27 protein-coding genes and 1 other RNA gene are annotated in these 26,687 nt (G+C 48.5%); 8 read left to right on the top strand and 20 right to left on the bottom strand.

Features of this window, described 5'->3' with window-relative positions; genetic code table 11:
• The first annotated feature begins 22 nt into the window (after positions 1-22).
• The gene (spbR, locus tag GQE98_RS05780; RefSeq protein ID WP_161314667.1) at positions 23-1,153 is read left to right on the top strand and encodes a SpbR family protein; all 1,131 of its coding nucleotides are present in this window, start codon (positions 23-25) and stop codon (positions 1,151-1,153) included.
• A gap of 61 nt (positions 1,154-1,214) precedes the next feature.
• On the opposite strand, the gene GQE98_RS05785 is transcribed toward spbR, so the two are convergent.
• On the bottom strand, positions 1,215-1,712 hold the full coding sequence (locus tag GQE98_RS05785) for a thioesterase family protein (RefSeq protein WP_161314668.1): 498 nt from the start codon (positions 1,710-1,712) through the stop codon (positions 1,215-1,217).
• Positions 1,713-1,814: 102 nt separating this feature from the next.
• On the opposite strand from GQE98_RS05785, the gene GQE98_RS05790 reads away from it, so the two are divergent.
• Positions 1,815-3,209 carry an FAD-binding oxidoreductase gene (locus GQE98_RS05790; protein WP_161314669.1) on the top strand — a complete coding sequence of 465 codons (1,395 nt, stop codon included), beginning with the start codon at positions 1,815-1,817 and terminating at the stop codon, positions 3,207-3,209.
• Between the two features lie 40 nt (positions 3,210-3,249).
• Complete coding sequence (locus GQE98_RS05795) at positions 3,250-3,954, top strand: HAD family hydrolase (protein WP_161314670.1); 705 nt, start codon at positions 3,250-3,252, stop codon at positions 3,952-3,954.
• 13 nt (positions 3,955-3,967) lie between these two features.
• On the opposite strand, the gene GQE98_RS05800 is transcribed toward GQE98_RS05795, so the two are convergent.
• On the bottom strand, positions 3,968-4,774 hold the full coding sequence (locus tag GQE98_RS05800; RefSeq protein ID WP_161314671.1) for a pentapeptide repeat-containing protein: 807 nt from the start codon (positions 4,772-4,774) through the stop codon (positions 3,968-3,970).
• 187 nt (positions 4,775-4,961) lie between these two features.
• Here GQE98_RS05800 and GQE98_RS05805 point away from each other — a divergent pair, with 187 nt between their 5' ends.
• Complete coding sequence (locus GQE98_RS05805) at positions 4,962-5,603, top strand: HAD-IA family hydrolase (protein WP_161314672.1); 642 nt, start codon at positions 4,962-4,964, stop codon at positions 5,601-5,603.
• 117 nt (positions 5,604-5,720) lie between these two features.
• On the opposite strand, the gene GQE98_RS05810 is transcribed toward GQE98_RS05805, so the two are convergent.
• A complete protein-coding gene (locus GQE98_RS05810) occupies positions 5,721-7,865 on the bottom strand; it encodes a CHASE2 domain-containing protein (protein WP_161314673.1) in 2,145 nt (714 codons plus the stop codon).
• 383 nt (positions 7,866-8,248) lie between these two features.
• Between GQE98_RS05810 and GQE98_RS05815 the strand changes: the two genes are divergently transcribed.
• Positions 8,249-12,367 (top strand): T1SS-143 repeat domain-containing protein, encoded by a 4,119-nt coding sequence (locus tag GQE98_RS05815; RefSeq protein ID WP_161314674.1) that lies wholly within the window; start codon positions 8,249-8,251, stop codon positions 12,365-12,367.
• Here GQE98_RS05815 and GQE98_RS05820 read toward each other — a convergent pair.
• From GQE98_RS05820 to ygfZ, 14 genes are all read right to left on the bottom strand, one after another.
• Positions 12,364-13,239, bottom strand: coding sequence for an adenylate/guanylate cyclase domain-containing protein (locus GQE98_RS05820; protein WP_161314675.1), 876 nt, complete (start codon positions 13,237-13,239; stop codon positions 12,364-12,366). The two genes, GQE98_RS05815 and GQE98_RS05820, sit on opposite strands and share 4 nt — an antisense overlap.
• 40 nt (positions 13,240-13,279) lie before the next feature.
• On the bottom strand, positions 13,280-13,624 hold the full coding sequence (locus tag GQE98_RS05825; RefSeq protein ID WP_202526102.1) for a hypothetical protein: 345 nt from the start codon (positions 13,622-13,624) through the stop codon (positions 13,280-13,282).
• 26 nt (positions 13,625-13,650) lie between these two features.
• Positions 13,651-14,529 (bottom strand): haloalkane dehalogenase, encoded by an 879-nt coding sequence (locus tag GQE98_RS05830; RefSeq protein WP_161314676.1) that lies wholly within the window; start codon positions 14,527-14,529, stop codon positions 13,651-13,653.
• 144 nt (positions 14,530-14,673) lie between these two features.
• Positions 14,674-14,832 (bottom strand): hypothetical protein, encoded by a 159-nt coding sequence (locus GQE98_RS05835; RefSeq protein ID WP_161314677.1) that lies wholly within the window; start codon positions 14,830-14,832, stop codon positions 14,674-14,676.
• Between the two features lie 111 nt (positions 14,833-14,943).
• Positions 14,944-15,156 carry a DUF4169 family protein gene (locus GQE98_RS05840; RefSeq protein ID WP_161314678.1) on the bottom strand — a complete coding sequence of 71 codons (213 nt, stop codon included), beginning with the start codon at positions 15,154-15,156 and terminating at the stop codon, positions 14,944-14,946.
• Positions 15,157-15,231: 75 nt separating this feature from the next.
• Entirely contained in the window at positions 15,232-15,534 is a 303-nt protein-coding gene (locus GQE98_RS18385; protein ID WP_343044164.1) for a ribbon-helix-helix domain-containing protein, read from the bottom strand.
• Positions 15,491-17,110, bottom strand: a complete 1,620-nt coding sequence (locus tag GQE98_RS05850) for a fumarate hydratase (RefSeq protein ID WP_161314680.1) — start codon at positions 17,108-17,110, stop codon at positions 15,491-15,493. The genes GQE98_RS18385 and GQE98_RS05850 overlap by 44 nt, the downstream gene beginning before the upstream one ends.
• 51 nt (positions 17,111-17,161) lie before the next feature.
• The gene (locus GQE98_RS05855; protein ID WP_161314681.1) at positions 17,162-17,647 is read right to left on the bottom strand and encodes an SspB family protein; all 486 of its coding nucleotides are present in this window, start codon (positions 17,645-17,647) and stop codon (positions 17,162-17,164) included.
• A gap of 97 nt (positions 17,648-17,744) precedes the next feature.
• Positions 17,745-18,078: a transfer-messenger RNA gene (gene ssrA / locus GQE98_RS05860) on the bottom strand.
• Between the two features lie 18 nt (positions 18,079-18,096).
• A complete protein-coding gene (locus GQE98_RS05865) occupies positions 18,097-18,615 on the bottom strand; it encodes a dihydrofolate reductase (RefSeq protein WP_161314682.1) in 519 nt (172 codons plus the stop codon).
• A gap of 7 nt (positions 18,616-18,622) precedes the next feature.
• Complete coding sequence (locus GQE98_RS05870; RefSeq protein ID WP_161314683.1) at positions 18,623-19,417, bottom strand: thymidylate synthase; 795 nt, start codon at positions 19,415-19,417, stop codon at positions 18,623-18,625.
• Positions 19,418-19,525: 108 nt separating this feature from the next.
• Positions 19,526-19,864, bottom strand: coding sequence for a DUF1491 family protein (locus GQE98_RS05875; protein WP_161314825.1), 339 nt, complete (start codon positions 19,862-19,864; stop codon positions 19,526-19,528).
• Positions 19,865-19,925: 61 nt separating this feature from the next.
• Complete coding sequence (locus GQE98_RS05880; protein WP_161314684.1) at positions 19,926-20,516, bottom strand: DNA-3-methyladenine glycosylase I; 591 nt, start codon at positions 20,514-20,516, stop codon at positions 19,926-19,928.
• An 82-nt stretch (positions 20,517-20,598) separates the two neighbouring features.
• Positions 20,599-21,486, bottom strand: coding sequence for a CAF17-like 4Fe-4S cluster assembly/insertion protein YgfZ (gene ygfZ / locus GQE98_RS05885; RefSeq protein ID WP_161314685.1), 888 nt, complete (start codon positions 21,484-21,486; stop codon positions 20,599-20,601).
• A 135-nt stretch (positions 21,487-21,621) separates the two neighbouring features.
• Between ygfZ and pyrC the strand changes: the two genes are divergently transcribed.
• A complete protein-coding gene (gene pyrC / locus GQE98_RS05890) occupies positions 21,622-22,710 on the top strand; it encodes a dihydroorotase (protein WP_161314686.1) in 1,089 nt (362 codons plus the stop codon).
• Positions 22,711-22,824: 114 nt separating this feature from the next.
• Positions 22,825-23,244 (top strand): GFA family protein, encoded by a 420-nt coding sequence (locus tag GQE98_RS05895; protein WP_161314687.1) that lies wholly within the window; start codon positions 22,825-22,827, stop codon positions 23,242-23,244.
• A 30-nt stretch (positions 23,245-23,274) separates the two neighbouring features.
• Here the strand turns inward: GQE98_RS05895 and GQE98_RS05900 are convergent, their stop codons facing one another.
• On the bottom strand, positions 23,275-23,538 hold the full coding sequence (locus GQE98_RS05900; protein ID WP_161314688.1) for an usg protein: 264 nt from the start codon (positions 23,536-23,538) through the stop codon (positions 23,275-23,277).
• A gap of 160 nt (positions 23,539-23,698) precedes the next feature.
• On the opposite strand from GQE98_RS05900, the gene acuI reads away from it, so the two are divergent.
• A complete protein-coding gene (gene acuI, locus GQE98_RS05905; protein ID WP_161314689.1) occupies positions 23,699-24,688 on the top strand; it encodes an acrylyl-CoA reductase (NADPH) in 990 nt (329 codons plus the stop codon).
• Between the two features lie 12 nt (positions 24,689-24,700).
• Here acuI and cysQ read toward each other — a convergent pair whose 3' ends face one another.
• The gene (gene cysQ / locus GQE98_RS05910) at positions 24,701-25,471 is read right to left on the bottom strand and encodes a 3'(2'),5'-bisphosphate nucleotidase CysQ (protein WP_161314690.1); all 771 of its coding nucleotides are present in this window, start codon (positions 25,469-25,471) and stop codon (positions 24,701-24,703) included.
• Between the two features lie 90 nt (positions 25,472-25,561).
• Entirely contained in the window at positions 25,562-26,623 is a 1,062-nt protein-coding gene (locus tag GQE98_RS05915) for an acyltransferase family protein (RefSeq protein WP_161314691.1), read from the bottom strand.
• Between the last annotated feature and the right edge of the window lie 64 nt (positions 26,624-26,687).

The raw sequence follows: 26,687 nt of genomic DNA on the forward strand, positions 1-26,687 counted from the left end.
ACTAAAAGTTATTGGAGCCAATGTGTCAAATAACGGTTCTTTAAGTCCAGCAGATGTAGAGCGATTATTGATGGATCGCTCGGCAAAGGCGCGAGCGGAAACAGTCGCAAAGATTGCGGGCGGTATAACGGGCACAAGCTTTAGCGAGACAGAACGTCGCGAAGCCGAGGAAATTTTTCGGATTCTCGTAAATGATGCAGAGGTTCTTGTTCGCCAAACATTAGCGGAAAGTTTGAAATCGGTTCCGGACTTGCCACATGACATTGCGAAAACACTTGCCAGTGACATTGCCGACGTGGCCACCCCGATGCTTAGCTTTTCAAACGCGCTTTCGGATGATGACCTGTTTGAAATTATCAACTCACAATCTGATCTGCATCAGATCGCTGTAGCCAGCAGAGAAGCCTTATCTGAGGCTGTTTCTGAAAAGCTTGTCGATAGTGGTTCAGAAGACGTTGTCGCAACATTGTTGCATAACGAAGGCGCTGAAATCTCCGATGAAACCTATGAGAAGGTGCTTGATCAATTTGGAGACAGCGAAAAGATCCAGGAGCCGATGACGCAGAGAAGCAAGTTGCCGATTACTGTGACAGAACGGTTGGTGACATTGGTCTCTGATAAGTTGCGGGAACATTTGGTGACGCATCATGAAATGTCACCGAGCATGGCGACAGATATCATTCTGGAAAGCCGCGAAAAAACGATGATTGGCTTTATTAAGGACGGAGCAAGCCATTCAGATCTCGTGGATCTTATTGACCAACTCCAAGAGAACGGTCGCCTGACACCAACAATTATCCTTCGTGCTCTTTGTGTCGGTGATGTTGATTTCTTTGAAACGGCAATGGCAAAATACTCAAACATTGCGGTTTCAAATGTTCATATCCTTATCAATGACGCGGGTGGAAAAGGCTTGCAGCAGCTTTGCAAAAAATCGAATATCTCAGGCGGCTTGCAAGAGATCATGAAAGTTGGTCTGGACGTCGCCAATGAGCTCGATTTTGATGGGGCTCCTGGGGATCGGGAACGATATCGCAACCAGGTTATTGAACGCGTTCTTACCCACTTCCAGGATGAGTTCGATGGTGACAATGTTGATTATTTAATCGCCAAGCTTAGCAACAGTTCTACAGGTAATACTCAGGCCGCTTGAACGGCCTGGCCGGATATTCAAGCCGCCTGCAGAAACGCCACCCTATCAGGGCGGTGTATTTTTATTGTGATTTACGACGGATGCCAATCACTGCACCGGCCTGACTCGGAAGCGGCGCATCCGCGAACTGGTCTTTATGGCCTTGCAAGCATGATTGAAGGAACTCTGGCATCGGGGCTGCTTTTGGTCCGTCTTCTGTGCTCAAATGCATGATCATCTGTTCGGACGTCGCCGCGAGGAATCCTTTATCTCGATGACGCATTTCCAGGAAAAGATGCATTCGTTTCTCATCACAATCCAGAACCCGCACATATATTTCCAATGGATCGCCCTCATGCACTTCCTGAATGTAGGTTACATGTGTTTCCAGCACATACACTGTGCAGTTTGCTGACTCTCGATACTTCCGGGTAAGGCCGATCTCATCAAGAAAAGCATCCAGAGAAAGGTCAAAAACCAATACGTAATAAGCTACATTCATATGCTTGTTATGGTCTATCCATTCGGGAAGCACGGTTTGCTCATGGATCATTGGCATGGTGGAAATGTTCATTGTCATTCCTTATTTCTTATTCCTTTAACTGGACGGTAGATTGTATGATACTTTTAAAGAAAGTGGCTGGCCACCCCAGTTAACGAAGGAAAATAGGGAGCTATAGAAATGACCCGACATCCGGAAATGGATCAGGTGACTTCCAAATTAACAGAACTTCTCGGGGGGCGGTGTTCAACTGCCTCCGCCGTGCGTGAACAACATGGCAAGGACGAGAGCTGGCATTTTCCGAAAGCGCCAGATGTTGTCTGCTTTGCTAAAAGCACGGAAGAAGTCTCGAGTATTGTCAAGATCTGCGCGGCACATAAGGTTCCTGTTATTCCGTTTGCCGCTGGCACATCGCTTGAGGGGCATGTAAATGCTGTTTCCGGCGGTGTCTCAATCGATCTGAATGAGATGAATGAGATTTTGCGGGTCAGCCCGGAAGATCTTGACTGTACGGTACAACCGGGTGTTCGCCGCAAGCAACTGAATGAGTTTTTGCGCGATACTGGCTTGTTCTTCCCGATCGATCCCGGCGCAGATGCCTCTATCGGCGGTATGGCGTCTACCCGAGCCTCTGGCACCAATGCAGTCCGTTATGGGACAATTCGGGAAAATATACTGAGTATGAAAGTGGTGCTTCCGGATGGCCGCATTATCTCGACCGGTCATCGGGCGAAGAAAAGCGCTGCGGGTTACGATCTGACCAAGCTCTATATCGGATCCGAAGGGACGCTCGGCATTATTACGGAAATTACGCTTCGCCTATACGGCATCCCTGAAGCTATATCGGCAGCAACGGTCTCCTTCCCAGATATCGAAGGCGCTATCCAAAGCGTTATTCTGACGATCCAGAGCGGTATTCCAGTCGCACGGATTGAACTTCTGGACGAAGTACAGGTGGACGCGGTAAACCGCTATTCCAATCTTGAATTACCAGTACAGCCAACTTTGTTCCTCGAGTTTCATGGCAGTCCTGCCTACGTAAAGGAACAGGCGGAGCGGGTAAGCGAAATCTGCTCCGAATTCGGCGCCGAGGGATTTAAATGGACGACGCAGGCGGAAGAACGCACCAAGCTCTGGCAGGCCCGGCACGATGCGGCTTATGCGGCCATGGCGCTACGAAATGGGGCGCAGATCTGGGCAACGGATGTTTGCGTTCCGATCTCACGGCTTGCCGACTGTATTCTGGAGACAAAGAAGGACCTTGCCGATAGTTTTTTAATTGCCCCTCTGGTCGGACATGTCGGCGATGGAAATTTCCATCTCTCCTTTGTCATCAAGAAAGAAAACCCCGAGGAACTGGAAGAAGCGGAAAGACTCAACTCTCGTCTGATCAAGCGCGCCCTTTCCATGGACGGAACATGTACTGGAGAGCATGGAGTCGGGCTCGGGAAGAAGAAATACATGTATCTGGAGCATGGGGATGCAGTCGATGTGATGGCGGCGGTAAAGCAGGCGCTTGATCCCGACAACATCATGAACCCTGGTAAAATTCTTCCGGAACGTGCAGCGGAATAAGGCCAGGTAAGCAATAAATCTTTGAAAGCTGTATCGATATATGTCCTCAAAACCTCTAACAGTAATCGGGTTCGACGCCGATGATACGCTTTGGCAGAATGAGTATTTCTTTCGCATGACCGAAGAAAAGTTTTCGGATCTATTGAGCGATTATGCCGATAGCGAGCATATTACAGAGCGTCTGTTGGACGCAGAACGGCGGAACCTCGAATTTTACGGATATGGCATTAAGGGGTTTACCCTCTCGATGATAGAAACCGCCATTGAGGTAACGGAGGACAAGGTACCCGCCACTATCCTGCATGATATTTTGCGAGCGGGACGAGAGATGTTACGCCACCCTGTGGAAACGCTGCCTCATGTCCGTGAAACCTTGACTGACCTGTCTGGCCACTACCGATTGGTCATGATTACGAAGGGAGACCTTTTTGATCAGGAGCGGAAGCTCGCGCAATCGGGTTTAGGTGATCTTTTTGACGATGTGCAGATTGTCAGTGAGAAAAATCGGTATACCTATCAGCGGATTTTTAGTGCTGCGGGGAAAACACCAAATGAAAGCATGATGGTGGGTAATTCACTGAAAAGTGATATAATTCCAGCGATTGAGGCCGGTAGTGTTGGTGTGCATATTCCCCATGACTTAACCTGGGTGCATGAACATGCAGAGGCGCCGATCAACGCTACACGCTTTCACAGCATCACGCATTTTGGTGAGTTGCCAGAATTATTGACAAAATTCAGGTAACGTCCGTCTCAACTTAGGGCATGCATGCCTTGATGGATATATTGCGGGGAAGGATCGTCTTTTTATCACCGCAGGAGCTATCAAGCTGTTCCTGCTTTAACCCCGATACATCTTCCAAGTTGGCGCCTGAAAGATTGGCGCCCCAGAATGACGCGTTTGCAACCCTTGCGCCGGACAGAATTGTTCCCACCAAATCGGCCCTATAGAAATTTGCATGTCGTAGATCAGCTTTTTCCAGACGCGCATTCGTTAGATTAGCGCGGGTAAAATTCGAGTCGTTTAGTTCCGCCTTAAACATATTGGCGCCCATCAAATTTGCGCGTTTAAAGTTTACTTCCGTTACCAAGGCATTGCTAAAATTCGCGTTTGTCAGAGTGGCGCGTTTAAAATAAGCCTTTCGGATATCCGCTTCCTGGAAATTTCCGCCTTCTACATTCGCGCTGTCAAAGTCTGCACTGCGCAGGTCTGTTCGCCGGAGATTAGCATTGGTCATCATTGCTTTTTCCATATCCGCATCTTGCAGTATTGCGTATTCAAGATCGGCAGAGACGAGTATCGCTTTCTCAAGATCTGACCGGCGCATATCTGTATCCGTCAGATTTGCCTGGCTGAGATTGATCTGCTTCAATATGGAATCGCGCAAATTTGCGCTCTTGAGATAAGAGCCGCTAAAATCTTTATATTGCAGTTTTGCCCCCCGCAGGTCACAGCCACCACAACTGCCCGTTTTCGTCAGTTTTTGAAGATCCTGACTTTCAAAGGCACTTGCGTTGGCCATGCTGACCAGCAAAATTACGGCGCATATAATTGAGGCTCTCATAGGGATGCTCCTGCAAAATTATTATTCTTAAATTTACTTAGGAAGTAAATTAACGGATAAAATGGCGAATTCAATCTACCTAGATATTTGACAGGATAAAATACGCCTGTCACTATTTAACAAAAGTAATAATAAGATACGGCGACATGGGTCGCCTTTAATCATTTGCCAATAAGGAATTTCATAAATGATAAAAGCCATCCTTTGGGATTTTGGCGGCGTTCTGACGACGAGTCCGTTTGAGGCCTTCTCTCGGTTTGAAAGTGAAAATGGCCTGCCTAAGGATTTTATTCGGGGTGTTAACTCAACGAATCCTGATAGCAATGCCTGGGCGAAATTTGAACGTAGCGAAGTTACGATGGATGAGTTTGATAAACTGTTTGAAGCGGAAAGTGGCGCGTTAGGGCATGCAATTCCCGGTATAGAGATTATCAAGCTGCTGGCGGGCGACGTTCGCCCCAATATGGTCAATGCCCTGAAAATATGTGGAGTACAGTATAATTGCACTTGCCTTACCAATAATGTTGCCGCCGGTAAGGGGCCGGGAATGACACGGGATGCCGCGGCGCAGGCAGAGGTTGCGAAGGTAATGGCATTGTTCCGGCAGGTTATAGAATCAAGTAAGATAGGCCTTCGCAAGCCCGATCCGCGTATATATGAATATGCATGCGAGCAGATGGAAGTGACGCCAGAGGAAGTTGTCTATCTCGATGATCTTGGCATAAATCTGAAGCCTGCCGCCGCAATGGGAATGAAGACGATTAAGGTTGTCAGCGAAGAACAGGCATTGAGGGACCTGTCGGCGGCGGCTAATCTCACGTTTGCCTGACAGAACTCTGTCCAGGTTAGGGAGCTGAAACGAGCTGCTTGCTTCAACATATTAGCGAGAATTATCAGTTTACCCTGACTTGGTGGGGTTGGTTACCTTCACGCATATTCAGGGCCACTATTTTTTTGTAGCCCGATAGATGCCGTCCCAGTCCACCGGCGGTGGGATAACCCTGAAGTTGTGAATGCGATTGCGGTAAAGTAAAACAAACTTCTTCAGGCGGGGATTCAAGCTTTCGATAAAAGCAAGCTTTTCGAGGGCAGCATCCCAATCTTGCGAAAAATATAAGGTCAGAAACGTTTCTATGGCCTGTTTTGCTTCAATGAATTCAGGCCGTTTCTTGTGTTCTTCATTACCAAGCAGGCCAAAAATCTTCACGGCCTCTTCCTTGCCCTTCACAGCTATTAGATCGAGCTCAATCATTGCGTAGTCAGGTATCGCGCGTGCGGTGCTTTCCCCAAGGATGATGCTGAAACCATATTCTTTTGTCTGACCTTCGAGGCGGGAAGCCAAGTTGACTGGGTCGCCAAGGACGGAATAGTCAAACCGCTGCTCAGACCCCAGATTGCCAACAATACACACTCCGGTATTAAGGCCAATGCCAACATGAAGTGCCTTGAATTTACGGTTCTCCTGCTTTGCTTCCTCCCTTAGCTCAGCATTCAAGGCTGCAAGACGAACAATCATCTCCAAGGCTGCATCTGCGGCATCTTTTGGGTGCTGCGGATTTTCAAGTGGCGCATTCCAGAAGGCCATGATGGAATCGCCCATATATTTGTCAATAGTGCCTTTGTGGTCGAGAATTTTACCGGTCATGGGTGTGAGAAAGCGATTAATCAGGTGAGTCAGACCTTGCGGGTCGTGTTTATATCCCTCCGAAATAACGGTGAATTCGCGAACATCGCAGAACATGAATGTCATTTCTCGCTCCTCCCCGCCCAGAACGAGGCTATCGGGAGAGGCTGAAAGCCGCTTGACGAGCTCGGGGGAGAGATAATGGGCGAACGCCGTTCGAATGCGGGTTCGTTCTTGCTCCGTGCCGCGATAGTTTGAATAGACCATCGTGATGTAGACAAGAATCGATATAAACAAGGTATAACTCACATCGATCAAGACAGAGTTATAGACAAAGAAATAGGCGGAAGATGCAATTGCTGTAACCGAGATGAAAATGAGTAACCCGAGGGTCGTGCGCGCCCCCGCAAGCGGTACAAGAATAATCAATGACAGGCCGGTTAAGAGCGTGCCGGCCCATTCGAAAATAGCGATAAATTCAGGCCGAAAGAGATAGGTTTGGGTCCAGATGTTCTCTAAAAGTTGAAGATGCATCTCCACGCCCGGCAAGTTCGAAGTCAGGGGGGACGCTCGCAGATCTTTGAGCCCGGTCGCGGACGTACCAACAAGAACGAGCTTACCGGCCAGCACATTCTCGTCAATCGTACCATTTATGACGTCAAGAGCGGAGACATAGAGGGAAGGATCATATTTTGCGTACTTTACCCAAATCCGCCCCTTTGTGTCTGTAGGGACTAGTGTGCCCGCTACCTTAAAGCCGGTAATGCCATTCTCGTTGGTTTGTATAATGACATTGCGTCCGGTCGCGACCCTGAGCATATCTAACGCAAGAGAGGGTATAATCTTGCTGCCGATCCGGTTTGCGAGCGGGATGCGACGGACGATACCATCAAAATCCTGATCGAGGCTGATCATACCGCGCCCTGCGGCCGATTCATCCAGAACGTCAATGTTCCCTATCAGGGCCGGGTAGTTTTTCAGAAACGGTCTTGGATCTTGCCCCAGAAGCGCGAAGGAAGGGATGCGGCTAAGCCCAAGATTATTGGCGCCAGCACTCTCAGGGCTGACAGAGATTCCCAGAATAACACGGCTTTTCTGAATGGCCTTCGCGAAGATATTATCGAAAGATGGCAGGACGCTGAGCTGCTGTTTCACAGCAGGTGGCAGTTCCTCTATGTTTTGTGACATTTCGCTAGGGGAAAGGCGATCCGATTCGGCGAACAACATATCAAAACCAATGACTGCCGCACCGTTTTTAGTCGCGTTCTCAACAAGTTTAGCGAGGTAAGAACGGGGCCAGGGCCACTGACCAAGGTTCAAAAGACTATTTTCATCTATGTCAATTACCGCAACCGGGCGTGGATATTGAGCTTCGCGTGGCTGGGATTGTTGATAGACGTCGAATATGCGGTCCCGGAAACTTGAAAGAAATTGAGGATCGGAAATTTGCAGGAAAAGAGCAGCCATTAGAAGAGCAAAAGCCGGAATCCGCCCACCTCTTGCAAAAGCGAACCACCTAAAGCGGTTTGAATTCTTTGTAGATTTCTGTCTTGATTTGCTTGCTGGCATGCGGAAATTTACACTCTCTTCAACGTCCAATTGCGCCAATGCCAGTTTATAGAAAATCCCGTCATTAACTATAGTAACGAAAAAATTTATGAAATTTGTCCAAAATGTGGCATAGTCTCAAAATTAGAGTTATCTTATTCTATTAGTTATCCCAAAGGGATTTTTATTTTACGAAGACAGGGGCGCTTTTTCTAAAAACCTGCCCTAGTTGTTCAACAGTCTTAATTCTCTGCGCGCATTAGGGCGGAATAAAGATATTTTTGCTGTCTAGAGGTATAAAAATGAAGGAAGCTAATTTATCAGACCTCGACGGTAAAACTTTTGCAATTTATGAAGTATCCGGTAACAGCCCGATCCAACTTGGCGATGAAGTAAAACCAATTACGGCGGAGTATGCCCGGGATGGCGTTGATCTGACGTTGAGTACTGATACGGGTGATTATGTCACGGTATATAACTATTTTGCCGCCGGGCAAGGGGTGGATCTCATATCGGCCAGCGGTGCGCGCATTCCGGCTGACCTGGTCAGCAAACTTGCAGGACCGGGACCGTTAGCACAGTCTACTGAAACCCAAACCGATGCGGGAGGCCCCATCGGTGAAGTCACGCAGATGACGGGTACTGTAACCTCTCGCCATGCCGACGGAACCCGCGAGGAGTTGGTTGAAGGCGCCGCCGTCTTTCAGGGCGATGTCATTGAAACAGCCGGAGGCTCATCCTTTACCATTGTTTTCGCTGACGAGACGCAATTTTCCATGGGTGAAAATGGCCGGGCCGTCCTTGATGAAATGCTCTACAACCCTGCGGCAGAAAGTGGAAAATTTGGTGTTTCCCTGTTGCAGGGCGTTTTTTCTCTGGTCAGTGGGCAGATTGCCAAGGATGACCCGGAGAATGTGGATGTCCGTACACCGGTCGGGACCATTGGTATTCGCGGCACGAGCTGGTCAGGGAATGTTAAAAATATCGGCGATGAATCGATTTTCACGCTTTTTACTGGTGCCATCGTTTTCACAAACGAAGCCGGATCCCAGGTTCTGGATACTCCTAACCAATCGTTAGTTGTTACAAGCTTTTCAGCATTGCCAAGCGTTCCCTTTATACTGACTGGGGAGCAGCTGTTTAATATATATGGAGAGGCATTGCGGTTGATTAATCCGGAATGGCTCGACGACGAAGACAATTTCGACCCTGATGAGATTTCACCTGAGGCGGGCAGGCGGGCACAATCCGGAGGTGGCGCGGGCTTTCAGCCCTTTAGTGAAGGCGGTATTGATGGCGGGCAGTCAATTGGAGACCTGCTCAAGGCTGCTGGTTTACTTTCTGGCACCGATCTTGAATTCCGGACTGCGCTCAATAATGAAGAGATTGTTGGCCTTGGCCCTCAAACCGGCTTGAATGTTGTATCGGTTGTTGACCAGGAATCTGGCAATCTGACAAGCTTTCAGATATTTATTACGCTGACGGAACCAACCAATGTTCCCGTTACTGTTACTTATGAGATTCGTGCGGGTTCCGCGACTGAAACAGGTTCCGGGCTTCCCGGGGGTGTTGATTTTATCAGCGGTGGTGATGGCACCATTGTCATTCCGCCGGGTCAGACAGAATCATTTTTCTCGATAACGGTCGTCGATGATGATGTGATTGAGGACCTCGAATTTTTTATTGTCGCGCTGACTGGCGTTGAGAATGCAGATATCGATGTGAGGTCTGCCCAGGCGCTGGTCGTAATTACGGATGACGATATAGGTTTGGTTACCCTGTCCGATGTTATCGTTGACGGCGTGAGCGTCGGTGACGGTAACGATACTGTAAGTGAGGCTGCTGGCGACTTGTCCTTTGTTCTTACACTCGACAAGGCGGTCGCGCCAGGTGTGAACGTTAATATCAATTATCAGATTACAGGTACCACAGAAGCGGGCAGCGATTATACAGCGGACGCCGTTCAAACTGTTACATTTAGGGGAGGCGAAGCCGGACTTGCACCGGGCGCAACAGTTCTCATAACTATCCCGATTATAGATGACAACCTATTTGAAGGCCCGGAATCCTTGACGCTCACCTTGGTTGGCGCGTCCCGTAACGCGAATATCGATGGTGACTCTGCTTCCGTGACTCTGACTATTGAGGATAATGACGATCCTGTTGTAGTTGATGAAGCAACGCCAGCCGAGCTCGTGGAATCAGATGAGGGTGATGTGATCGAGGGGGCTTCTCTCGGTATCGGGGGCGGTAGCGGAGAGATAGCCGCCGTGACTTTTGATGCAGTCCAGACAGATTTCAATTCAGCCAATCTAACGTCTAACGGTGTACCGGTCGTTCTTGTCGGGCTTGGATCAAATGTTGTTACCGGCACGGCAGGCGGCGCAACGATCTTCACGATTACGCTGAATACGGACGGCACCTATGATATGTCGTTGGAGGGACCGATTGATCATCTCGGCGGTGCCGGTGAAAATATTTCCTCCCTAACGTTTGATCTCGCTATTTCCGTCATGGATGCAAACAATTCATCCGCGTCAGGGACATTGTCGATTGAGATTGAGGATAATGGACCCGTTCTGGGCGGCGCAGGCGATATCAGTGTTGATGAGGATGATCTTCCTATTGGAAGCGATACAACGCCGGAAACGACAATAGCAAATGGCACCGCTGAAATAGATTTTGGTCTTGATGGCGCGGGAAGTGTAGCGCTTGACATAAGTGGATTGCCGGTTATCACGTCTGGACTGGATCCAGTTAATTACCAGTTGGAGACACTTGCAGATGGTGTGACGCAGCAGGTTACGGCGACCGCGGTCTCCGACGACGGTGTCTCTCGCCTAGTGTTTGTGCTGGAATTCGGTCCGAATGGCGATGGTGACAATTATGGTTATACGCTGACGCTTAACGATGTGGTTGATCATTCAGGCGCGGGCGAAGATGGTCTGGACTTACCCTTCAGTTATAATGTTGTGGATCAGGATGGATCTTTGGTCAGCGGATCATTCACAGCCACAATCGTTGATGATGTCCCAATTGCAAGCCCGGATGCCGTTGAGTTGCCGGCACCAATGCTGCCGACATATAACCTGGTTTTTGTCCTGGATATATCGGGATCAATGACCAATTTTGTAGAGGGAGCCGGGCAGACACGGATACAGATACTCCGGGCGGCAGTCGACAATGTTCTTTCAGAGTATGAGCAAGTTTCAAGTGAGGTTAATATTTCCATTATCGGCTTTGCCGCTGATTCCTCTGTCGCGTATGTCGGAACTTCGATAGCAGAGGCCCAGGATTTTATTACTGATACGAATAACCTGGAGCCGGGCGGGGCAACAAACTACGCCGCTGCGATTGCTAATACGGAAAACGGCGCACAAGGTGTGCTCGAGGCTGACCTGGCGAATCCGGCACTGGACGGCTATAAAACGGTTGTCTATTTCATTTCCGACGGGGAGCCGAACGACGGACAGGAAGTGCCAACAGATGGCGGCAATGAATGGCAACAGTTTGTCGACAGCAATGGTATTGAGGTCATTGCCGTCGGGCTGGGATCTGGTATCGACACGACGGAATTGGCCAAGGTCGACAATGCCACTGATGAACCGACAATGGTGATTGATCCCGGTGAGCTTGGTTCCGTGCTGGTTGATACCGTACCGGTTGTTGAAACGGATAACGTTGTCAGTTCGGGATCGATTGACCGTCTGGGCGCGGATGGCGGTACCTTGACATTGCTTGTTCACAATGCGGTGGAATATGATATCCCGCAAAATGGCGACCCTCTTATTATTGACACGAATCTCGGGGGCAACATTTCTATAGATGCCGTTGGAAATTATACCTATACCGCGCCTGACGAAGCCGACCCCGGTGAAATGGAGAGCTTCGAATATGTGCTTACCGACGGAGACGGCGATACCAGCAGTGCATTGTTGACCTTCACTTTTGTTGAAGATAATGCAGATGGATTGGCCGCCTTTTCAGCGTTTTCCCTCGTTCCGAATATCATCGAAGGGAGCAATGAAAATGAACAGCTTCTTGGAACCGTAGCGGATGAAGTGATTTTTGGTTTCGGTGGCGATGATTTTCTTCAAGGAAATGGTGGGAATGATACCCTTACCGGTGGCGAAGGTGCGGATATCTTCGTCTTTACTGATATCGACAACGGAGACGTGTCGATTACAGATTTTGATGTCGCAGAAGATAGCATCAATTTAGATCAAATCTTCGATGATCTCGGTATTCTTGCGGACAGTCGCGATCAAGGAGAGGCATGGGAACTAACGGCGACTGATGGCAAAGCAACCCTTGCCTTGCTTGTCGCCAATGGCCCGACGATTGTATTCGAAAATTACGTCGATCCAGATGTGCAGGCTTTGGATAACCTTGTTACAAGAATTGTTGTTGATGAATCCTAGCGGCCGTGCTTTTTGCGATGAGATTTGATTTCCGCAATTTTACGCTTTTCCCAATCTTCTGCCTTGTGCCCGACACCGAATATCCGGACAGCATCCATTATCAACATAAAAAGGAACGGGCCGGTTGGCCAAAGAAACCACCAGTAATCCGGTGACGTCGACATGTTGATGATAAAGAGAAACAGGATAATGGTGCCAAAACTCAGGGCGCGCCGATAAAATGCGGCCTGCCTTTTCACATAGGCCCGAATTCGCTTATCCTCTTCCTCAACCTCCTCTGGTTCCTTAACCTTTCCTTCGGACGATGGAATATGGTGATGGGATGTTTGAGATTTTCTGCCGGGATCTTCACTTAAACTCAAAGAATACACCGCAACCGGTTCGGCTATGTTTTTGACATTCTTATCGCCAAGAAACTTGAAAGCTCTCGGTAGCTTGTTTTTCACCTGTTCAAAAACGGAGCCGGAAATACATATGCCCCCTACAGGCGCCATTGCTTCCAATCTTGCGGCCACGTTGACGCCATCACCGAAGATATCATCTCCCTCGATAATAACATCCCCCAGATTGATCCCGATGCGATAAAGCATCTGATCGTCAGTTGCGAGAGGGGCATTGTCTTTGTTGATCTTGTTTTGCACCTCAACGGCGCATTGCACTGCTTTTACAACACTTGAAAATTCGCTGACGAGGCCGTCACCCGTCATATTGACGATGCGGCCGCCATAGCGGGCAATGTTCTCCCGGAAAATTTCGCGCGTAATTTTAAGCCGCTGGAGGGTTTTTCCCTCGTCATCACTCATCAGCCTGCTGTATCCGGAGACATCCGCGCAAAGAATTGTTGTGAGTTTTCTGTCCAGCTCAACATTCATGTGCAGTAATTTCTCCGGCTGTGCGGTAAAATGTCCGGGCTTAATGATCTGTTGCTGTTAAGAATTTATCTCCAAGGCCGGTTACGAAATCAAGACCTTGTTTCGTTAAAATAATTTCCTGTTCCCAGTTTTCCCTTACTAAGCCTTTGCGGCTGAGAGCGGTCCAGACTGATTTATTATTCAATCCGCTGGCATCGCGACTTGAAACGACATAGTCACCGACGTGCATGTGATGGCCATGAGCATGGGGAAGGCGCGTAATGCGGATATCTCCCTCATTGCCGTTTCCGGCGGGGCTGGCACTATCAGGATCACGTGCCAGCACTTGCAACAGGACAAGTGTCTTGCTTTGCAAAGAGTTAAGTTTAATACGTTTTTTTTCCAAAATAATTTCCGTAGGAGTGTCGTGATCTATATTCGCTTGATGAAATCTGAAATGGCTTGGCCAATCTCGTCCGGGCTGTCTTCCTGAATGAAATGCAACCCTTTAACCGTAACTTCTGTTTGGTTTGGCCATGTCCGGCAAAAGTCACGTTGCGCTCCCACTAGTATAGAGCCGGGGTCAGCATTGACAAAAAGTTTAGGCAAGTCGCATTGGCTAAGCCACGCGGAATATTCATCAACAATCTTCACCACATCTTCAGGTTCTCCCGCAATGGGAATTTGCTGTGGCCAGGTCAATGTTGGTCTGCGGTCTTCCCCGGAATTTCTGAAGGGGCGCGTATATTCGCGTTGCTCTTCATCCTCAAGCTCGCGAATGACGGAAGAGGGGAGAACTTTTTCCACGAAGATATTCTTTTCGAGTATCAGTTCTTCCCCGGCCGGACTACGAAAAGCCTGAAAAATATTCCGAGCATTCTCGGGCCAATCATCCCAACTCTTAATAGATTGAACTATTGCCTCCATATAAACGATACCTTTCATGGAGGATTGATTCTGATAGGCCCAATCAAAGCCGAGCGCAGATCCCCAGTCATGGACAACGAGGGTGACGTCTTTGTCTACCATAAGGTACGCAAGTAGATCATTCAGGAAAGCGCGATGCTCCTTGAATGTATAGCGATCCGGACCACTGTCCTGCAGCTTCTCGGAATCACCCATGCCAATTAAGTCCGGCGCGATTAAGCGGCCGCGACCTTCCAGATGCGGCATGACGTTACGCCATAAATAGGAAGATGTCGGATTCCCGTGTAAAAATACAATAGGATCTCCCTCACCTTCCTCAATATAGGACATTTTCAATCCTCGGATGGTTGCCGATTTCTTCTTGTATCTTGTTGCTGCCGTCACGCTAGGTTTATCTCCTCGACCGCTGTATGCATAAAAATTAATCAAAGCATGGTTCTAGCGGAATAATAACGCGAGCATGGGAAATTGCACAACAAAAGAAGTTGGGCGTTAATTAGTCTTTTTATTACAAATGGTTGCGGTGGGTCAGGAAGGGCGGGTCAGCGCTTTTTGCTGATAGGTTTCCACAATTTCTTTAATGTCATCCACGGTAAGGCCATCTCGTTTAAGAACCGCCAATATCACAGGATCTGCAAGTAAGTCTTGCAAAGCTGGTTCTGGGTATTTCTGTAAATTGGGTTCCATTTAGACCTCCTCTTACGCCTGCCTTTGCGAAGCGCCGTTCCTCAATAGAAGAAGGTTGAGTCATTTCTATGACGATAATCTGATTTTTACCCGGAATGTGTAAAGAAAGGCCTAATTTTCGGGTGGCGTTTCATTTTTGTCTTCGCCTTGGTTGTGTAACTTTTTTTGATCAAGCGAAGCATCCTGCTTTTTTTGTTGATTTTTATCTTGCTTTTTTTGGACGGCGGATCGCCCGAAACTGACCCGATTGTTTCGGGCAGTATCTTGCGTTTTCTTTTGGTTTTGTTTTTTGCGAAACTGGTTCAGATTGACAACATCACCCATTTTGATCGCGACCTTTTTAAAGCATTTACTCTGACTTATATATAGGAAGCCTGATGTATATTCTCAAAAATATTTTCAGAAAGAAGATATTTTGGGTGACGCCTGTTCCAGTAGCTCTTCCAAAACATATAGACGAATTGCGCTAGATAGATTTCCGCGTCTCGAGGCGTCGATTTCCGTGATCAATTCATTTACGCTAATGCCGCGACGCCGGGCGCTTTCTTGAAATAGTTCCCAAAATTTTCTTTCTAGCGACACGCTGGTCCGATGGCCAGCTATGCTCACTGAATGCTTGAGAATATCCGTTGAGACGGTTCCGGCAGTAACTGGTTCCTTATTCATTTTTCTTTCGGGCGAAGAAATCGTTCCCCTTGTCATCCATGACAATAAACGCCGGGAAATCCTCAACTTCAATGCGCCAGATTGCCTCCATGCCAAATTCTTCGAATGCCTGCACGTCAACTTTCTTGATATTGTTTTGCGCAAGGATGGCCGCTGGGCCCCCAATAGAGCCGAGGTAGAAACCGCCATGCTTTTTGCAGGCATCGACAACAGCCTTGCTCCGATTACCCTTGGCCAACATGACCATACTGCCGCCTTCGGCCATGAACTGGTCTACATATCCATCCATCCGACCAGCGGTTGTTGGCCCGAAGGAGCCAGATGCATAGCCTTCCGGTGTTTTTGCGGGACCCGCATAATAAATGATGTGATCCTTGAAATATTGTGGAAGGCCTTCTCCATTTTCCAGCATTTCCCGTAACTTACGGTGCGCAAGATCACGGGCAACGATAATTGTGCCGCTTAAGCTTAGGCGGGTTTTAATCGGATATTGCGAAAGCGTTTCCAGGATTTCCTTCATTGGCTTGTTCAGATCAACTTTCACCACATGCTCATCGAGATCCGTGGCAGTAACTTCCGGCAGATACTTGGCAGGGTTGGTTTCAAGTTTCTCTAGAAACACGCCATCCTTGGTAATCTTGCCTTTGACCTGCCGGTCTGCCGAACAGGACACACCTATGCCAATGGGAACACTGGCGCCATGGCGCGGCATGCGGATAACGCGGACATCGTGGCAGAAATATTTGCCGCCGAACTGAGCGCCTATGCCGATCGTCTGGGAAATTTTCAGAATCTCTTTTTCCATTTCGAGATCACGGAAGGCGCGGCCATGCTCATTGCCCGTAGTCGGCAGGGTGTCATAATATTTTGTGGACGCGAGCTTGACAGTCTTCATTGTATCTTCCGCGGAAGTGCCACCAATGACCACTGCAAGATGGTAAGGAGGGCACGCTGCTGTCCCAAGGGACATCAGCATTTCCTCAATGAAAGGTACCAACCGTTCTGGGGTAAGGACACTTGGTACCGCCTGATGGAGAAAGGTCTTGTTTGCGGATCCGCCGCCCTTCGCGACGAACAGAAATTCGTAGGAATCTCCGTTTGTGGCATACAAATCGATCTGGGCGGGCAGGTTGGTGCCGGTGTTTTTCTCCTCAAACATGCTGATCGGCGCCAACTGGGAATAGCGGAGATTGGTTTCCGTGTAAGTTTTAAATACACCGCGGGAAAGTTGTTCCTTATCCGAGCCGTCGGTCCAGACATACTGACCTTTCTTGCCCATGATGATTGCAGTGCCGGTATCCTGGCAACCGGGAAGAACCATGCCTGCTGCAATATTGGCGTTCTTCAGAAGCTCTGTCGCAACAAACTTATCGTTCTCGGACGCCTCATCATCTTTAAGGATATTGGCAAGCTGTTGCAAATGTTGTGGCCGCAATAAATGAGCAACGTCATGCATGGCTTCCGCGGAAAGCAGGCTCAGCGCCTCAGGCTCCACTTTCAAAACTTCCTTGCCATCGACACTGATTGTCGAGACATAATCAGACGTCAGCTTGCGATAAGGGGTGTCATCTTTCCCGAGGGAAAACATGTCCTGATAGTGAAATTCGGGCATGGGTTGGCTTTCGGTTATATTGTAACAGGGAATGCTTTTTTGGGAGATTAGCTATTTTTTGCGGAAGGCATCAAGAGCAATTATTTCGCCTTGTTTTTCAGCTGTTTCGCCTTCTTCATCGTTCAAGCTTTCCTTCTGCTCGGTATCCTCAGATTCAGGCTGCGATTCTAAATCACTTTCTAAATCCGTCGCCGAGAACTGAAGGCCGAATTGCACAGATGGATCAGCAAATGCAGTCAATGCATCGAAGGGAATTTTTAGCGTCTCGCGCTTGTGATTGAAGCTCAGGTCAACGGTGAAATAATCCGGCTCGACCACAATATCCCAAAACTGATGTTGCAGTACGATCGTCATTTCATCTTTGTAGCGCTCTGAAAGATGAGCTGGCACAGACACCCCGGGAAAGCCGGTTTTAAACGTAACGTAGAAATGTTGGTCGCCGGGAAGTCCGTATTCGGCTGCATGACGAAGCGCATTTCGGACAACGTCCATCAGTGCGTTCTCCACCATTTTCGTGTAATTGATTTCGTCATTCATGTCGTGAATAAACTCCCGCCTCCAACACTATTACTCATTACGTTATTTCTAACAATGCAGCGAGATGTCGATGTGGGGGCTGCATGGCATAAAAATAAGTGGAGGGGCTTCTGTTGCCAGGTGCCCCTCCGAACCCCGTGTAGTGCAATTAAGCAGCTACGGCAAATGCTTCGTCATTATCGTTAGCATTTATAAAAATGACCCGATGTCGGTGGTATCATGCCGGGTAAAAATTACATCTTTACTGCGCGCGTCGAGCCTATTTCGCCCCCATCAAAAAGACAGCTGATTACTTGTATATATCTGCCTTTATGGTGGAGGCGCCGGGTACCGCCCCCGGGTCCGCAACGTTTATTCCATGAAACGTTTATTACCATAGTTGGTTTCCCAACGCCTTTAATATAGTTCTTTTGCGCAGATTTTAAAAGGGGCCTTCGTCGCTAATTTTTTTAAGTCCGCTTTCTTTCAAGCAGGACAAAACTGTGATCAAACATGTCCTTGTCGGACTTGTTATAAAAGTCACATGATAATTCGACCCATTGACTGGGATCGAGTTCCGGAAAAAAGGTGTCACCCTCTATTGTCGCATGGACACGGGTTAGGTAGACACGGTCCAGTTTAGAGAGGGCCAGATGATAAATTTCTGCCCCGCCGATAATGACCATTTCGTTGGCATCAATTTGCCGGGCGGCACTTTCCCCGGCAATCAAGGCATCTTCCAGACTGTTTACGACAACGGCTCCTTTAGCGGTGAAATGACGATCACGGGTAATGACAATATGGGGACGTCCGGGAAGCAAGCCGGGAAGCGACTGGTACGTCTTTCGCCCCATGATGACGGGCTTGCCCATGGTCGTTTTCTTAAACCATTTCAGATCATTGGAAAGCCGCCAAGGTAGGCTATTATCTTTGCCTATCACCTGATTATCGGATACGGCAACCATTGCCGAGAGAAGAATTTCCGGCATTGATAACCTAAACTGCAACTTGCGCTGGGATATGCGCAGCAGCTTGATACCCTTGAAGTTTGAAATCATCAAAGGTAAAGGCGAACAGGTCTTTAATATCAGGGTTGATCTGCATAGTGGGCAGCTTGCCGGGAATTCGTTCGAGCTGCAAATCCGCTTGTTCCAAATGATTGGCATACAGATGAGTGTCCCCAAAACTGTGGATAAATTCACCTGGTTCCAAATCGCAAACCTGGGCAATCATCATTGTCAGGAGTGCATAGGACGCGATGTTGAAGGGGACACCCAGAAAGACATCGGCGCTTCGCTGGTAAAGCTGGCAGGAGAGTTTGCCATCCACGACATAGAATTGGAACAGGCAATGACAGGGCGGAAGTGCCATATTATCAACTTCTGCCGGGTTCCAGGCACTGACAATCAGCCGCCGTGAATCTGGATTGGTCTTGATCTGGTGCAGCAGATTCGCGATCTGGTCGATAGTTCCACCATCCGGGCGCGGCCAGGAGCGCCATTGCACTCCATAAACTGGCCCAAGATCGCCATTTTCATCTGCCCATTCATCCCAGATTCGGACGCCATTTTCCTTCAGATAGCGGATGTTTGACTCGCCTGAAAGGAACCAGAGTAATTCATGTATGATCGATTTCAGATGCAATTTTTTCGTGGTAAGCACGGGAAACCCTTGCGAGAGGTCAAATCGCATCTGATGGCCAAAAATACTATAGGTGCCAACGCCCGTGCGATCCGATTTAAAGACGCCGTGGTGGCGTACGGTGCGCAAAAGATCAAGATATTGTTGCATTGAGCGGGTTCCTGTCGGGTTTTATGGCATATGTAGTGGAAGGATAAGGCATGCTCTTGTTGAATGCCAGCCAAAATTCAGGGAATTCACGCGTAAATTTCGTTTGTTTTACTCAATTTTTTCGTCCAGAAACGCACGACCTTCCCGATCTTCAATTTCCAGCACCCAGAGATCAGGATCATTCTTCATCCGCTTTTCAATATAGGTGTCAGCATCTGATTCCTCAACCCAGTCAGGCCCCGTTCCTTTTAGCCACATGCGGGCGCCGTCATCGAAATTTGTCGTTGGGGAGAGGACCATGCAACCGGGGCCTAAACGGTTAATTTTTAGAAGAACAGTACCCGCCGTTTCATCGCCGCGTCGGGTTACCATGACCGGGACATTTAGCGTGGCACATTTTCGGATATAGGCCTTTATCCATAGTTCGGCTTTAAGTCTGGGTTCCAGTGTTCGATCCTATCCTGTTCGTGCCAATTCTCATTTTCTTCGCGTTTTCGTGCACCATATGTCAATGTTTTGCTGCTCGTATAAGCCGTTTAACTTCTTCATGGCGTGGGCAAGTGACTACATGATCATTGACCATGCCAACAGCTTGCATAAAGGCATAGACAATGGTCGGTCCGACAAAATTGAACCCCCGCTTTTTAAGGTCCTTTGAAATCGCCTGACTAAGTGGTGTTTGGGCCGGGATCTCCGCCATGGATTGCCAACTGTTTTGTAGTGGTTCGCCCTTCAGGTAGCTCCATAGAAAATTCGAAAAACCGCCATCCTCCTTTTCCTCAATGTCCAGGAAAAGCTGGGCGCCTTTAATCGTCCCGAGGATTTTCGCGCGATTGCGGATAATACCGCTATCCTGCATCAGGGCTTCTACTTTGGCGTCATTATAGCGCGCAATAGCTTCCGGATCGAAATTGTTGAAGGCTGCTTTGAAGTTCTCACGTTTTCGTAAAATTGTAATCCAGGAAAGACCAGCCTGAAATCCATCGAGAATGAGTTTTTCGTAGAGTGCGCGGCTGTCATATTCGGGCACGCCCCATTCTTCATCGTGATAAGCCTTATAAAAAGGGTCATCTCCATACCAGGTGCAGCCATCAGGCATTTGTTTGTTTTCCTTTTTGAAAACTTTTGGTGAAACCCCGCCTAGAGGTAAGTCAGTCCAAATTTATGCAACCGGATTACCGTTATGGGTCGCCCAAAGGTAAGTCTATGTAATTTGGCTGGATAAGCTTTACGCCCTTTGGCTCAAGCTCTTCCGGGGGTACTGCCAAGCTATTCAGGCGAACCAATGCTAAGCCTCGGCCATTTGAGATTGAACGCACTTCGGCAATTTCGCGACCTTGATGCATGATTTTATCGCCACTATGAAGCTCGCCATCATACTCAATCCGGAAAAGGCGTTTCTTGATTTTGGCGCGGTGCTTGGTACGGGCTGTCAGTTCCTGTCCCACATAGCAGCCCTTGGTAAAGCTGACACCGTTTAATTCCTCAAAATTTGCTTCAAGAAGGAAGTTTTTCTCCGGCAGAATATCATGTCCACCTTCCGGGATGCCAAGGCTCAACCGGTGAGCATCATACGCGTCCTCCCCCACGAGGTCTGCTGTCGGGAACTCAGTGACAGGATCGAAGCTGGTGGGGGCAAACAGGCGAACGCCAAGTGCGTTATTACGCGGATCCACAAGAAAGGCACATCCTCCAGATTCTCTTAAGGCACCCGAAGTTTCCGGCAGGTTGGCTGCTCCGAATGCATCATTTCCAAATAGCGCGAAGACGCGCTGTCCTTCCTCACTGATGAGGACATCTGCACGAAGTTTATAAAGCGTCAGCCGGCGAATAAGGTCATCCTTGCGATCCGCTAGGCAATCAAGAAGATAGGCCTCCCCTATCCTCACAATTATAAAATCATGAAGAAATTTACCTTGGGCAGTTAAGAGCGCCGCGTAAATTCCGTGTGTCTCACTGACATCCTGCATGTCATTGGTGACGAGATTCTGCAAAAAGCTCCAAACATCTGCCCCGCGTAAAGTGAGCACAGTCCGGTTTTCTAACGCTGCAATTTTCAATTCCGCCAATGATGCTTCCAAAACGAGGAACCTTCCTAATTATTTTAATAACAGGTAAGTTAGGATCGCACTCTTGGCAAGGGGAAGCTTGCGTATTAATAAGATGATTGCAATCACGCCCCTTTTGCTTTGATGGACCAATTTATGAGCCAAGCTGAATCCGAGAAAGCCTCCTCTCACCCTAACACGGCACGAGTACCTCTTACGCTCCGGCGACCGGATGACTGGCATACACATTTACGCGACGGGGGCATGCTCCAAGCGGTTGCAAAATATACGGCACGGCAATTCGCGCGGGCCATTATCATGCCTAACCTTGTGCCGCCTGTGACCACAATGGCCGCAGCTGAAAGCTATCGTGAACGTATTTTGTCCGCCGTGCCGGAAGGGATGGACTTCACACCTCTCATGACCTGTTATCTTACGGATAGCATAGACGCTGAAGAGGTTAGGCGGGGGCATGAGGCAGGTATCTTTACAGCTGCGAAACTTTACCCCGCGAATGCGACAACGAATTCCAGTCACGGGGTGACTGATATACAGAATATTTATCCGGTTCTTGAGGTAATGCAACAACTCAAGATGCCCCTTCTTGTTCATGGCGAGGTAACGGATAGCGAGGTTGATATTTTCGATCGGGAGGCGGTCTTTATCGAAAAGGTGATGATTGGCCTTCTCGCTGATTTTCCCGAATTAAAGGTGGTGTTTGAACATATTACAACGGCTAATGCCGCCGATTTTGTAATGGAGAGCGGGCCCAATGTTGCGGCCACAATTACCCCTCATCATCTGATCTTTAACCGGAATGAAATATTTAAAGGTGGAATTCGTCCGCATTTCTATTGTCTACCTATCGCTAAGCGGGAAAAACATCGGCTGGCACTTCGTAAAGCCGCTACTTCGGGATCCCCCAAATTTTTCCTGGGAACGGATAGCGCGCCGCACACGAAGATGGATAAAGAGTCAGCCTGTGGCTGCGCCGGACTTTTCAACGCACCCTACGCATTGGAGAGTTATGCAACTGTCTTTGAGGAAGAGTTGGCGCTGGAGAAACTAGAGGCATTTGCGTCGGAGTTTGGGCCAAGGTTTTATGGCCTGCCATTGAATGAAGGAAGTATCACGCTAGAGCCTACCAAAATAAAGGCGATTGAACATATTGAATCGCCAAATGGCTCTGTCGTGCCCTTCCACGCCGGAGAAATGCTCGCGTGGAAGCTAAAGAACGGGGACTAATTTAATACAGCTGGCTGAGTTCCTGAGTTGTTTTGGCGCCCTTTCATCTTGAGGAAACAATCCTAACGGATTCTCTTTAATAGTAAGGCCATTATTTTTTCGGAGGTATTAACGATGGTTGGAAAAGAAAGAACCGGAACCTGTCTCTGCGGAGACGTCAAAATCAACGCAAAGAAAACTGATGACACAGCGGGCGTCTGCCACTGCAGCAGTTGCAGGCGTTGGGGCGGCGGCCCGTTGCTGACCACTGATTGTGGAACAGAAGTGAGTTTTGATGGTGATGAGAATATCAAGGTTTTCAATTCTTCGGAATGGGCAGAGCGAGGGTTCTGCATGAATTGCGGGACCCATCTGTTTTACCGTCTCAAAGAAAATGGCCAATATGTTGTGCCGTTGGGATTGTTTGGGGACGACGACTTTGTCTTGGACCACCAGATTTTCATTGATGAAAAGCCTGCCTTCTATACTTTCGCCAATAAGACGACGATGATGACCGGCGAAGAAGTTTTCGCAAAATTTGCGCCGCCGGAATAGGCTTGGATTTTGTGCGTCCGGACGTAGAGGCTAGTTCACTAGATATTCGGCGCTGCTGTAGCGTAACTCGCTAGGGCTGATAAGCTTTTTGGACGCTATGCGAACTGAATGTAAAGGTCCGTCAAGTTCAGCCTCCCAAAAATCCAGAAACTTCTTCAATGTCGGATATCTTGGGGCCAGGTCATATTCCTGCCAGATATATGTTTGCAGAAATTCCGGATAGTCAGGAAGATGATATAGTATCTCTGCGGTCGTTAAAACGTAACCTTGTAGAATTTTCTCCATTTCTGACATGTTGTAACTCCATTTTACTAGAAAATCAGGGGAGCCTCTCTGTCCATAGTATTAATATTAGAATAAATACATTAACAATCAATTGCTTATGTAATTTTGGCTTTTATTCCCGGTGTCGGAAGGGCTATAAGGGATAAAATATAATTAAAGGGATACTGAAATGGGCGACACATTTAGAGCCTTGGTCATAGAAGATCAGGATGGGAAGCAGCAGGCAGTTTTTAAGGATTTGACGGTAGGGGACCTTCCTGATGAAGATGTCCTTGTCGAAATTTCTTATTCGACGCTGAACTACAAAGATGGTCTCGCGGTTTCAGGCAAGGGAATTGCCCGTCGTCTACCAATGGTAGGTGGTGTTGACCTTGCCGGTACAGTTCTGGAAAGCAAGTCCGCGGACTTTAAGCCGGGCGACAAGGTGATCGTCAATGGCTATGGCCTATCTGAGCTATATTGGGGCGGATACAGCCAGAAGCAGAAACTCAAATCCGAATGGCTGATCAAGTTACCAGACGCTTTTTCCATGCAGGAAGCTATGGCCATCGGTACTGCTGGCTATACCTCCATGCTCTGTGTGTTGGCGCTGGAAAAGGCGGGAATTACGCCGGATAAGGGGGACATTCTGGTGACGGGGGCCGCAGGTGGCGTCGGTTCCGTGGCGATTGCCCTGCTTGCCAAGCTTGGCTATCAGGTTGTCGCATCGAGTGGCCGGGAGGAAACCCATGAATATTTGAAAAAGCTTGGCGCTAAGGATGTCATCAGCCGCGAGGAAACGATGGGCAAAGGGCGTCCTTTTGATAAGGAACGCTGGGCTGGTGCCGTCGATTGCGTTGGCAGCAAGATTCTGGCCGCTGTGATTGCGCAGACCAACTATGGTGGCGCGGTTGCCGCATGCGGCCTCGCGGGTGGTAATGACCTGCCAACTTCTGTTCTTCCCTTCATCCTGCGGGGTGTTTCCCTGCTTGGGGTGGACAGCGTCATGGCGCCTCGGGACATACGTGTCGAGGCTTGGTCCCGCTTGGCAACGGACCTCGATAAATCCCTGTTCGCAGACATGATACGCGTTGAGCCAATGAGCAATCTGCCTACTCTCGCGAGTGATATTCTTAAAGGACAGATCAAGGGCCGCGTCGTCATCGACGTTAACGCCTGATAACCAAAGACTTCAAGGGCGGCCTTTGGCAACGAAATAGGGGTTGTCATGGCCGTCTTTACCATAGATGAGGCGCGAGCCATCGAGGGTTTCGACCGTACCGCCCGCCGCCTCAAGTATAGCTTGGCCTGCCCCGATATCCCATTCCATGGTGCGACCAAAGCGCGGATATAGATCGGCCTTACCCTCTGCCAAAAGGCAAAGCTTCAGGGAAGAACCGGCGGATATAAGCTCTTTCACTTTAAACTTTGCAATATAATCGTCTGTTTCCGGTGTGCGGTGAGAGCGACTGGCGACGATAACTAGCCCATCGTCTGGGGCGACGCGTGCTTTAATTTTCTGCGGTTCACTTCCATCGTCCTGTCGCCAAACTTTACCTGGCCCTTCGGCAAAGTAGGTTTGATTCTTCGCGGGTATGTGAATGACACCCATAGTCGGACGACCCTGTTCGATAAGCGCAATATTTACCGTGAACTCCCCGCGTTTGTGAATGAATTCCTTGGTTCCGTCCAGAGGATCAACTAGCCAGAATATGCCGCTGGATAAATCAGGGACATTTCCCGCCGCTTCGCTTTCCTCCGCCAGGACAGGAATATCAGGTGTAAGATTATTCAGGCCTTTAAGAATTATTTTCTCTGCTTCAACGTCAGCTTCGGTAACTGGTGACGCATCGGACTTGGTCTTCACGTCAAAATCCTGTTGGTAAATGGTCAGGATCTTGTCACCTGCCTCACGGGCAATTTTCGTGATGGCTTGGATAAGGTTTGGACGGTCAAGTGTCATTTATTTTTCCTGATGAATTGCCAAGTTCTAATTCAGCCAACAACATATCGATTAAAATGGTTCTGTCACTCCTGAAACGGACGTGTACACCTATTTTGACCCAACGATGCTACGGGTGCGCGCCTTGAACCTTCTGGCAATGCCGAGGGATGGTTTTTCAATAATTATCCAGGAAAGAAAGGCGCAAATGAGAGCCAGCGGAAAGGCGTACAGGATATTGAGATATGGGTTGGTCACCCCCATATAGGCGACAAGCTGCTGAATGGGAAAGGCATAGATATAGACACCATAGGAATAGTCGCCCAGCCGATTGTATTCCCTTATTCTTCCTTTGGGTAAAAAGGCCATCAGAAAAACAATATAGGTGAGAGACAGCATGAAAGCTTCCCGAAAGATCACGCTGTCGTACAAAAGCGCTGTCAAAATGATCAGCACACCACCAATCATCCAGTTTAAAAGAAGCTTCTGACGCCAGACAAAAAATAAAACTCCAATCATGAAAGGGAAGGCCAGTTTTGCGAGCGCGACAAGGCGCTGTTGCGGTTCAAAGTAGAGTATAAAACCGTAGAATAGGATAAACGTAAGCCAGGCAAAGAACATGAGGCGTTGCGATTTTAATAATCCTGCGAGCCCCAATATTGTTACAAAGAAATAACAAACAAGTTCATGGCTCAATGTCCAAAGGGGGATATTAATTGTACCGCCAACTGGATTTCCCTTGAAGACGCCCGGTAAATATTGTTCGAGTGAGAATAGAGTGAAGTTCCGCAGGATGTATTCTGGCGCTGCCTGCCATATCGCACTTATGTCCGCAACGGTAATCAATGGGGCGAGGACAAGTGCAGTGATGAGAAGCATAACAAGCAACCCTGGAAAAATGCGCATAACGCGCGATAGCCAAAAGCGCTTGAGGTTCGGGTCGCGATCATAGCTTTGTGCAATAAGGTACCCGGAGATTGCGAAAAAAATGGAAACGCAGATTATTCCAAGGTCAATACCAAGCAGTATTTCAGCAAATGGTTGTTGCTTGATTTTGCCCGTTGAAACTGGCCAGGCATGCGATATCAGCACACCGGCTGCAGCCAGCAATCTAATCAGATTGAGATTATTGTCGCGCCCTTTGTCAACGTCGGACAAAAATACTCGTCCCATTTAATGCCCCCAACCCGTCAGTGACGATTCTTCGACTAAGGAAAAATGACAGGTCGATCGCTGC

The sequence above is a fragment of the Sneathiella litorea genome, from assembly GCF_009882915.1.
GTDB lineage: Bacteria > Pseudomonadota > Alphaproteobacteria > Sneathiellales > Sneathiellaceae > Sneathiella > Sneathiella litorea.

Excerpts from the sequence above, each read along its gene's own strand:
- GQE98_RS05785 (WP_161314668.1), bottom strand. The coding sequence starts at position 1,712 with ATGACAATGAACATTTCCACCATGCCAATGATCCATGAGCAAACCGTG.
- GQE98_RS05790 (WP_161314669.1), top strand. The coding sequence starts at position 1,815 with ATGACCCGACATCCGGAAATGGATCAGGTGACTTCCAAATTAACAGAA.
- GQE98_RS05795 (WP_161314670.1), top strand. The coding sequence starts at position 3,250 with ATGTCCTCAAAACCTCTAACAGTAATCGGGTTCGACGCCGATGATACG.
- GQE98_RS05800 (WP_161314671.1), bottom strand. The coding sequence starts at position 4,774 with ATGAGAGCCTCAATTATATGCGCCGTAATTTTGCTGGTCAGCATGGCC.
- GQE98_RS05805 (WP_161314672.1), top strand. The coding sequence starts at position 4,962 with ATGATAAAAGCCATCCTTTGGGATTTTGGCGGCGTTCTGACGACGAGT.
- GQE98_RS05810 (WP_161314673.1), bottom strand. The coding sequence starts at position 7,865 with ATGGCTGCTCTTTTCCTGCAAATTTCCGATCCTCAATTTCTTTCAAGT.
- GQE98_RS05815 (WP_161314674.1), top strand. The coding sequence starts at position 8,249 with ATGAAGGAAGCTAATTTATCAGACCTCGACGGTAAAACTTTTGCAATT.
- GQE98_RS05820 (WP_161314675.1), bottom strand. The coding sequence starts at position 13,239 with ATGAATGTTGAGCTGGACAGAAAACTCACAACAATTCTTTGCGCGGAT.
- GQE98_RS05835 (WP_161314677.1), bottom strand. The coding sequence starts at position 14,832 with ATGGAACCCAATTTACAGAAATACCCAGAACCAGCTTTGCAAGACTTA.
- GQE98_RS05840 (WP_161314678.1), bottom strand. The coding sequence starts at position 15,156 with ATGGGTGATGTTGTCAATCTGAACCAGTTTCGCAAAAAACAAAACCAA.
- GQE98_RS18385 (WP_343044164.1), bottom strand. The coding sequence starts at position 15,534 with ATGACAAGGGGAACGATTTCTTCGCCCGAAAGAAAAATGAATAAGGAA.
- GQE98_RS05850 (WP_161314680.1), bottom strand. The coding sequence starts at position 17,110 with ATGCCCGAATTTCACTATCAGGACATGTTTTCCCTCGGGAAAGATGAC.
- GQE98_RS05855 (WP_161314681.1), bottom strand. The coding sequence starts at position 17,647 with ATGAATGACGAAATCAATTACACGAAAATGGTGGAGAACGCACTGATG.
- GQE98_RS05865 (WP_161314682.1), bottom strand. The coding sequence starts at position 18,615 with ATGCCGGAAATTCTTCTCTCGGCAATGGTTGCCGTATCCGATAATCAG.
- GQE98_RS05870 (WP_161314683.1), bottom strand. The coding sequence starts at position 19,417 with ATGCAACAATATCTTGATCTTTTGCGCACCGTACGCCACCACGGCGTC.
- GQE98_RS05880 (WP_161314684.1), bottom strand. The coding sequence starts at position 20,516 with ATGCCTGATGGCTGCACCTGGTATGGAGATGACCCTTTTTATAAGGCT.
- pyrC (WP_161314686.1), top strand. The coding sequence starts at position 21,622 with ATGAGCCAAGCTGAATCCGAGAAAGCCTCCTCTCACCCTAACACGGCA.
- GQE98_RS05895 (WP_161314687.1), top strand. The coding sequence starts at position 22,825 with ATGGTTGGAAAAGAAAGAACCGGAACCTGTCTCTGCGGAGACGTCAAA.
- GQE98_RS05900 (WP_161314688.1), bottom strand. The coding sequence starts at position 23,538 with ATGTCAGAAATGGAGAAAATTCTACAAGGTTACGTTTTAACGACCGCA.
- acuI (WP_161314689.1), top strand. The coding sequence starts at position 23,699 with ATGGGCGACACATTTAGAGCCTTGGTCATAGAAGATCAGGATGGGAAG.
- cysQ (WP_161314690.1), bottom strand. The coding sequence starts at position 25,471 with ATGACACTTGACCGTCCAAACCTTATCCAAGCCATCACGAAAATTGCC.
- GQE98_RS05915 (WP_161314691.1), bottom strand. The coding sequence starts at position 26,623 with ATGGGACGAGTATTTTTGTCCGACGTTGACAAAGGGCGCGACAATAAT.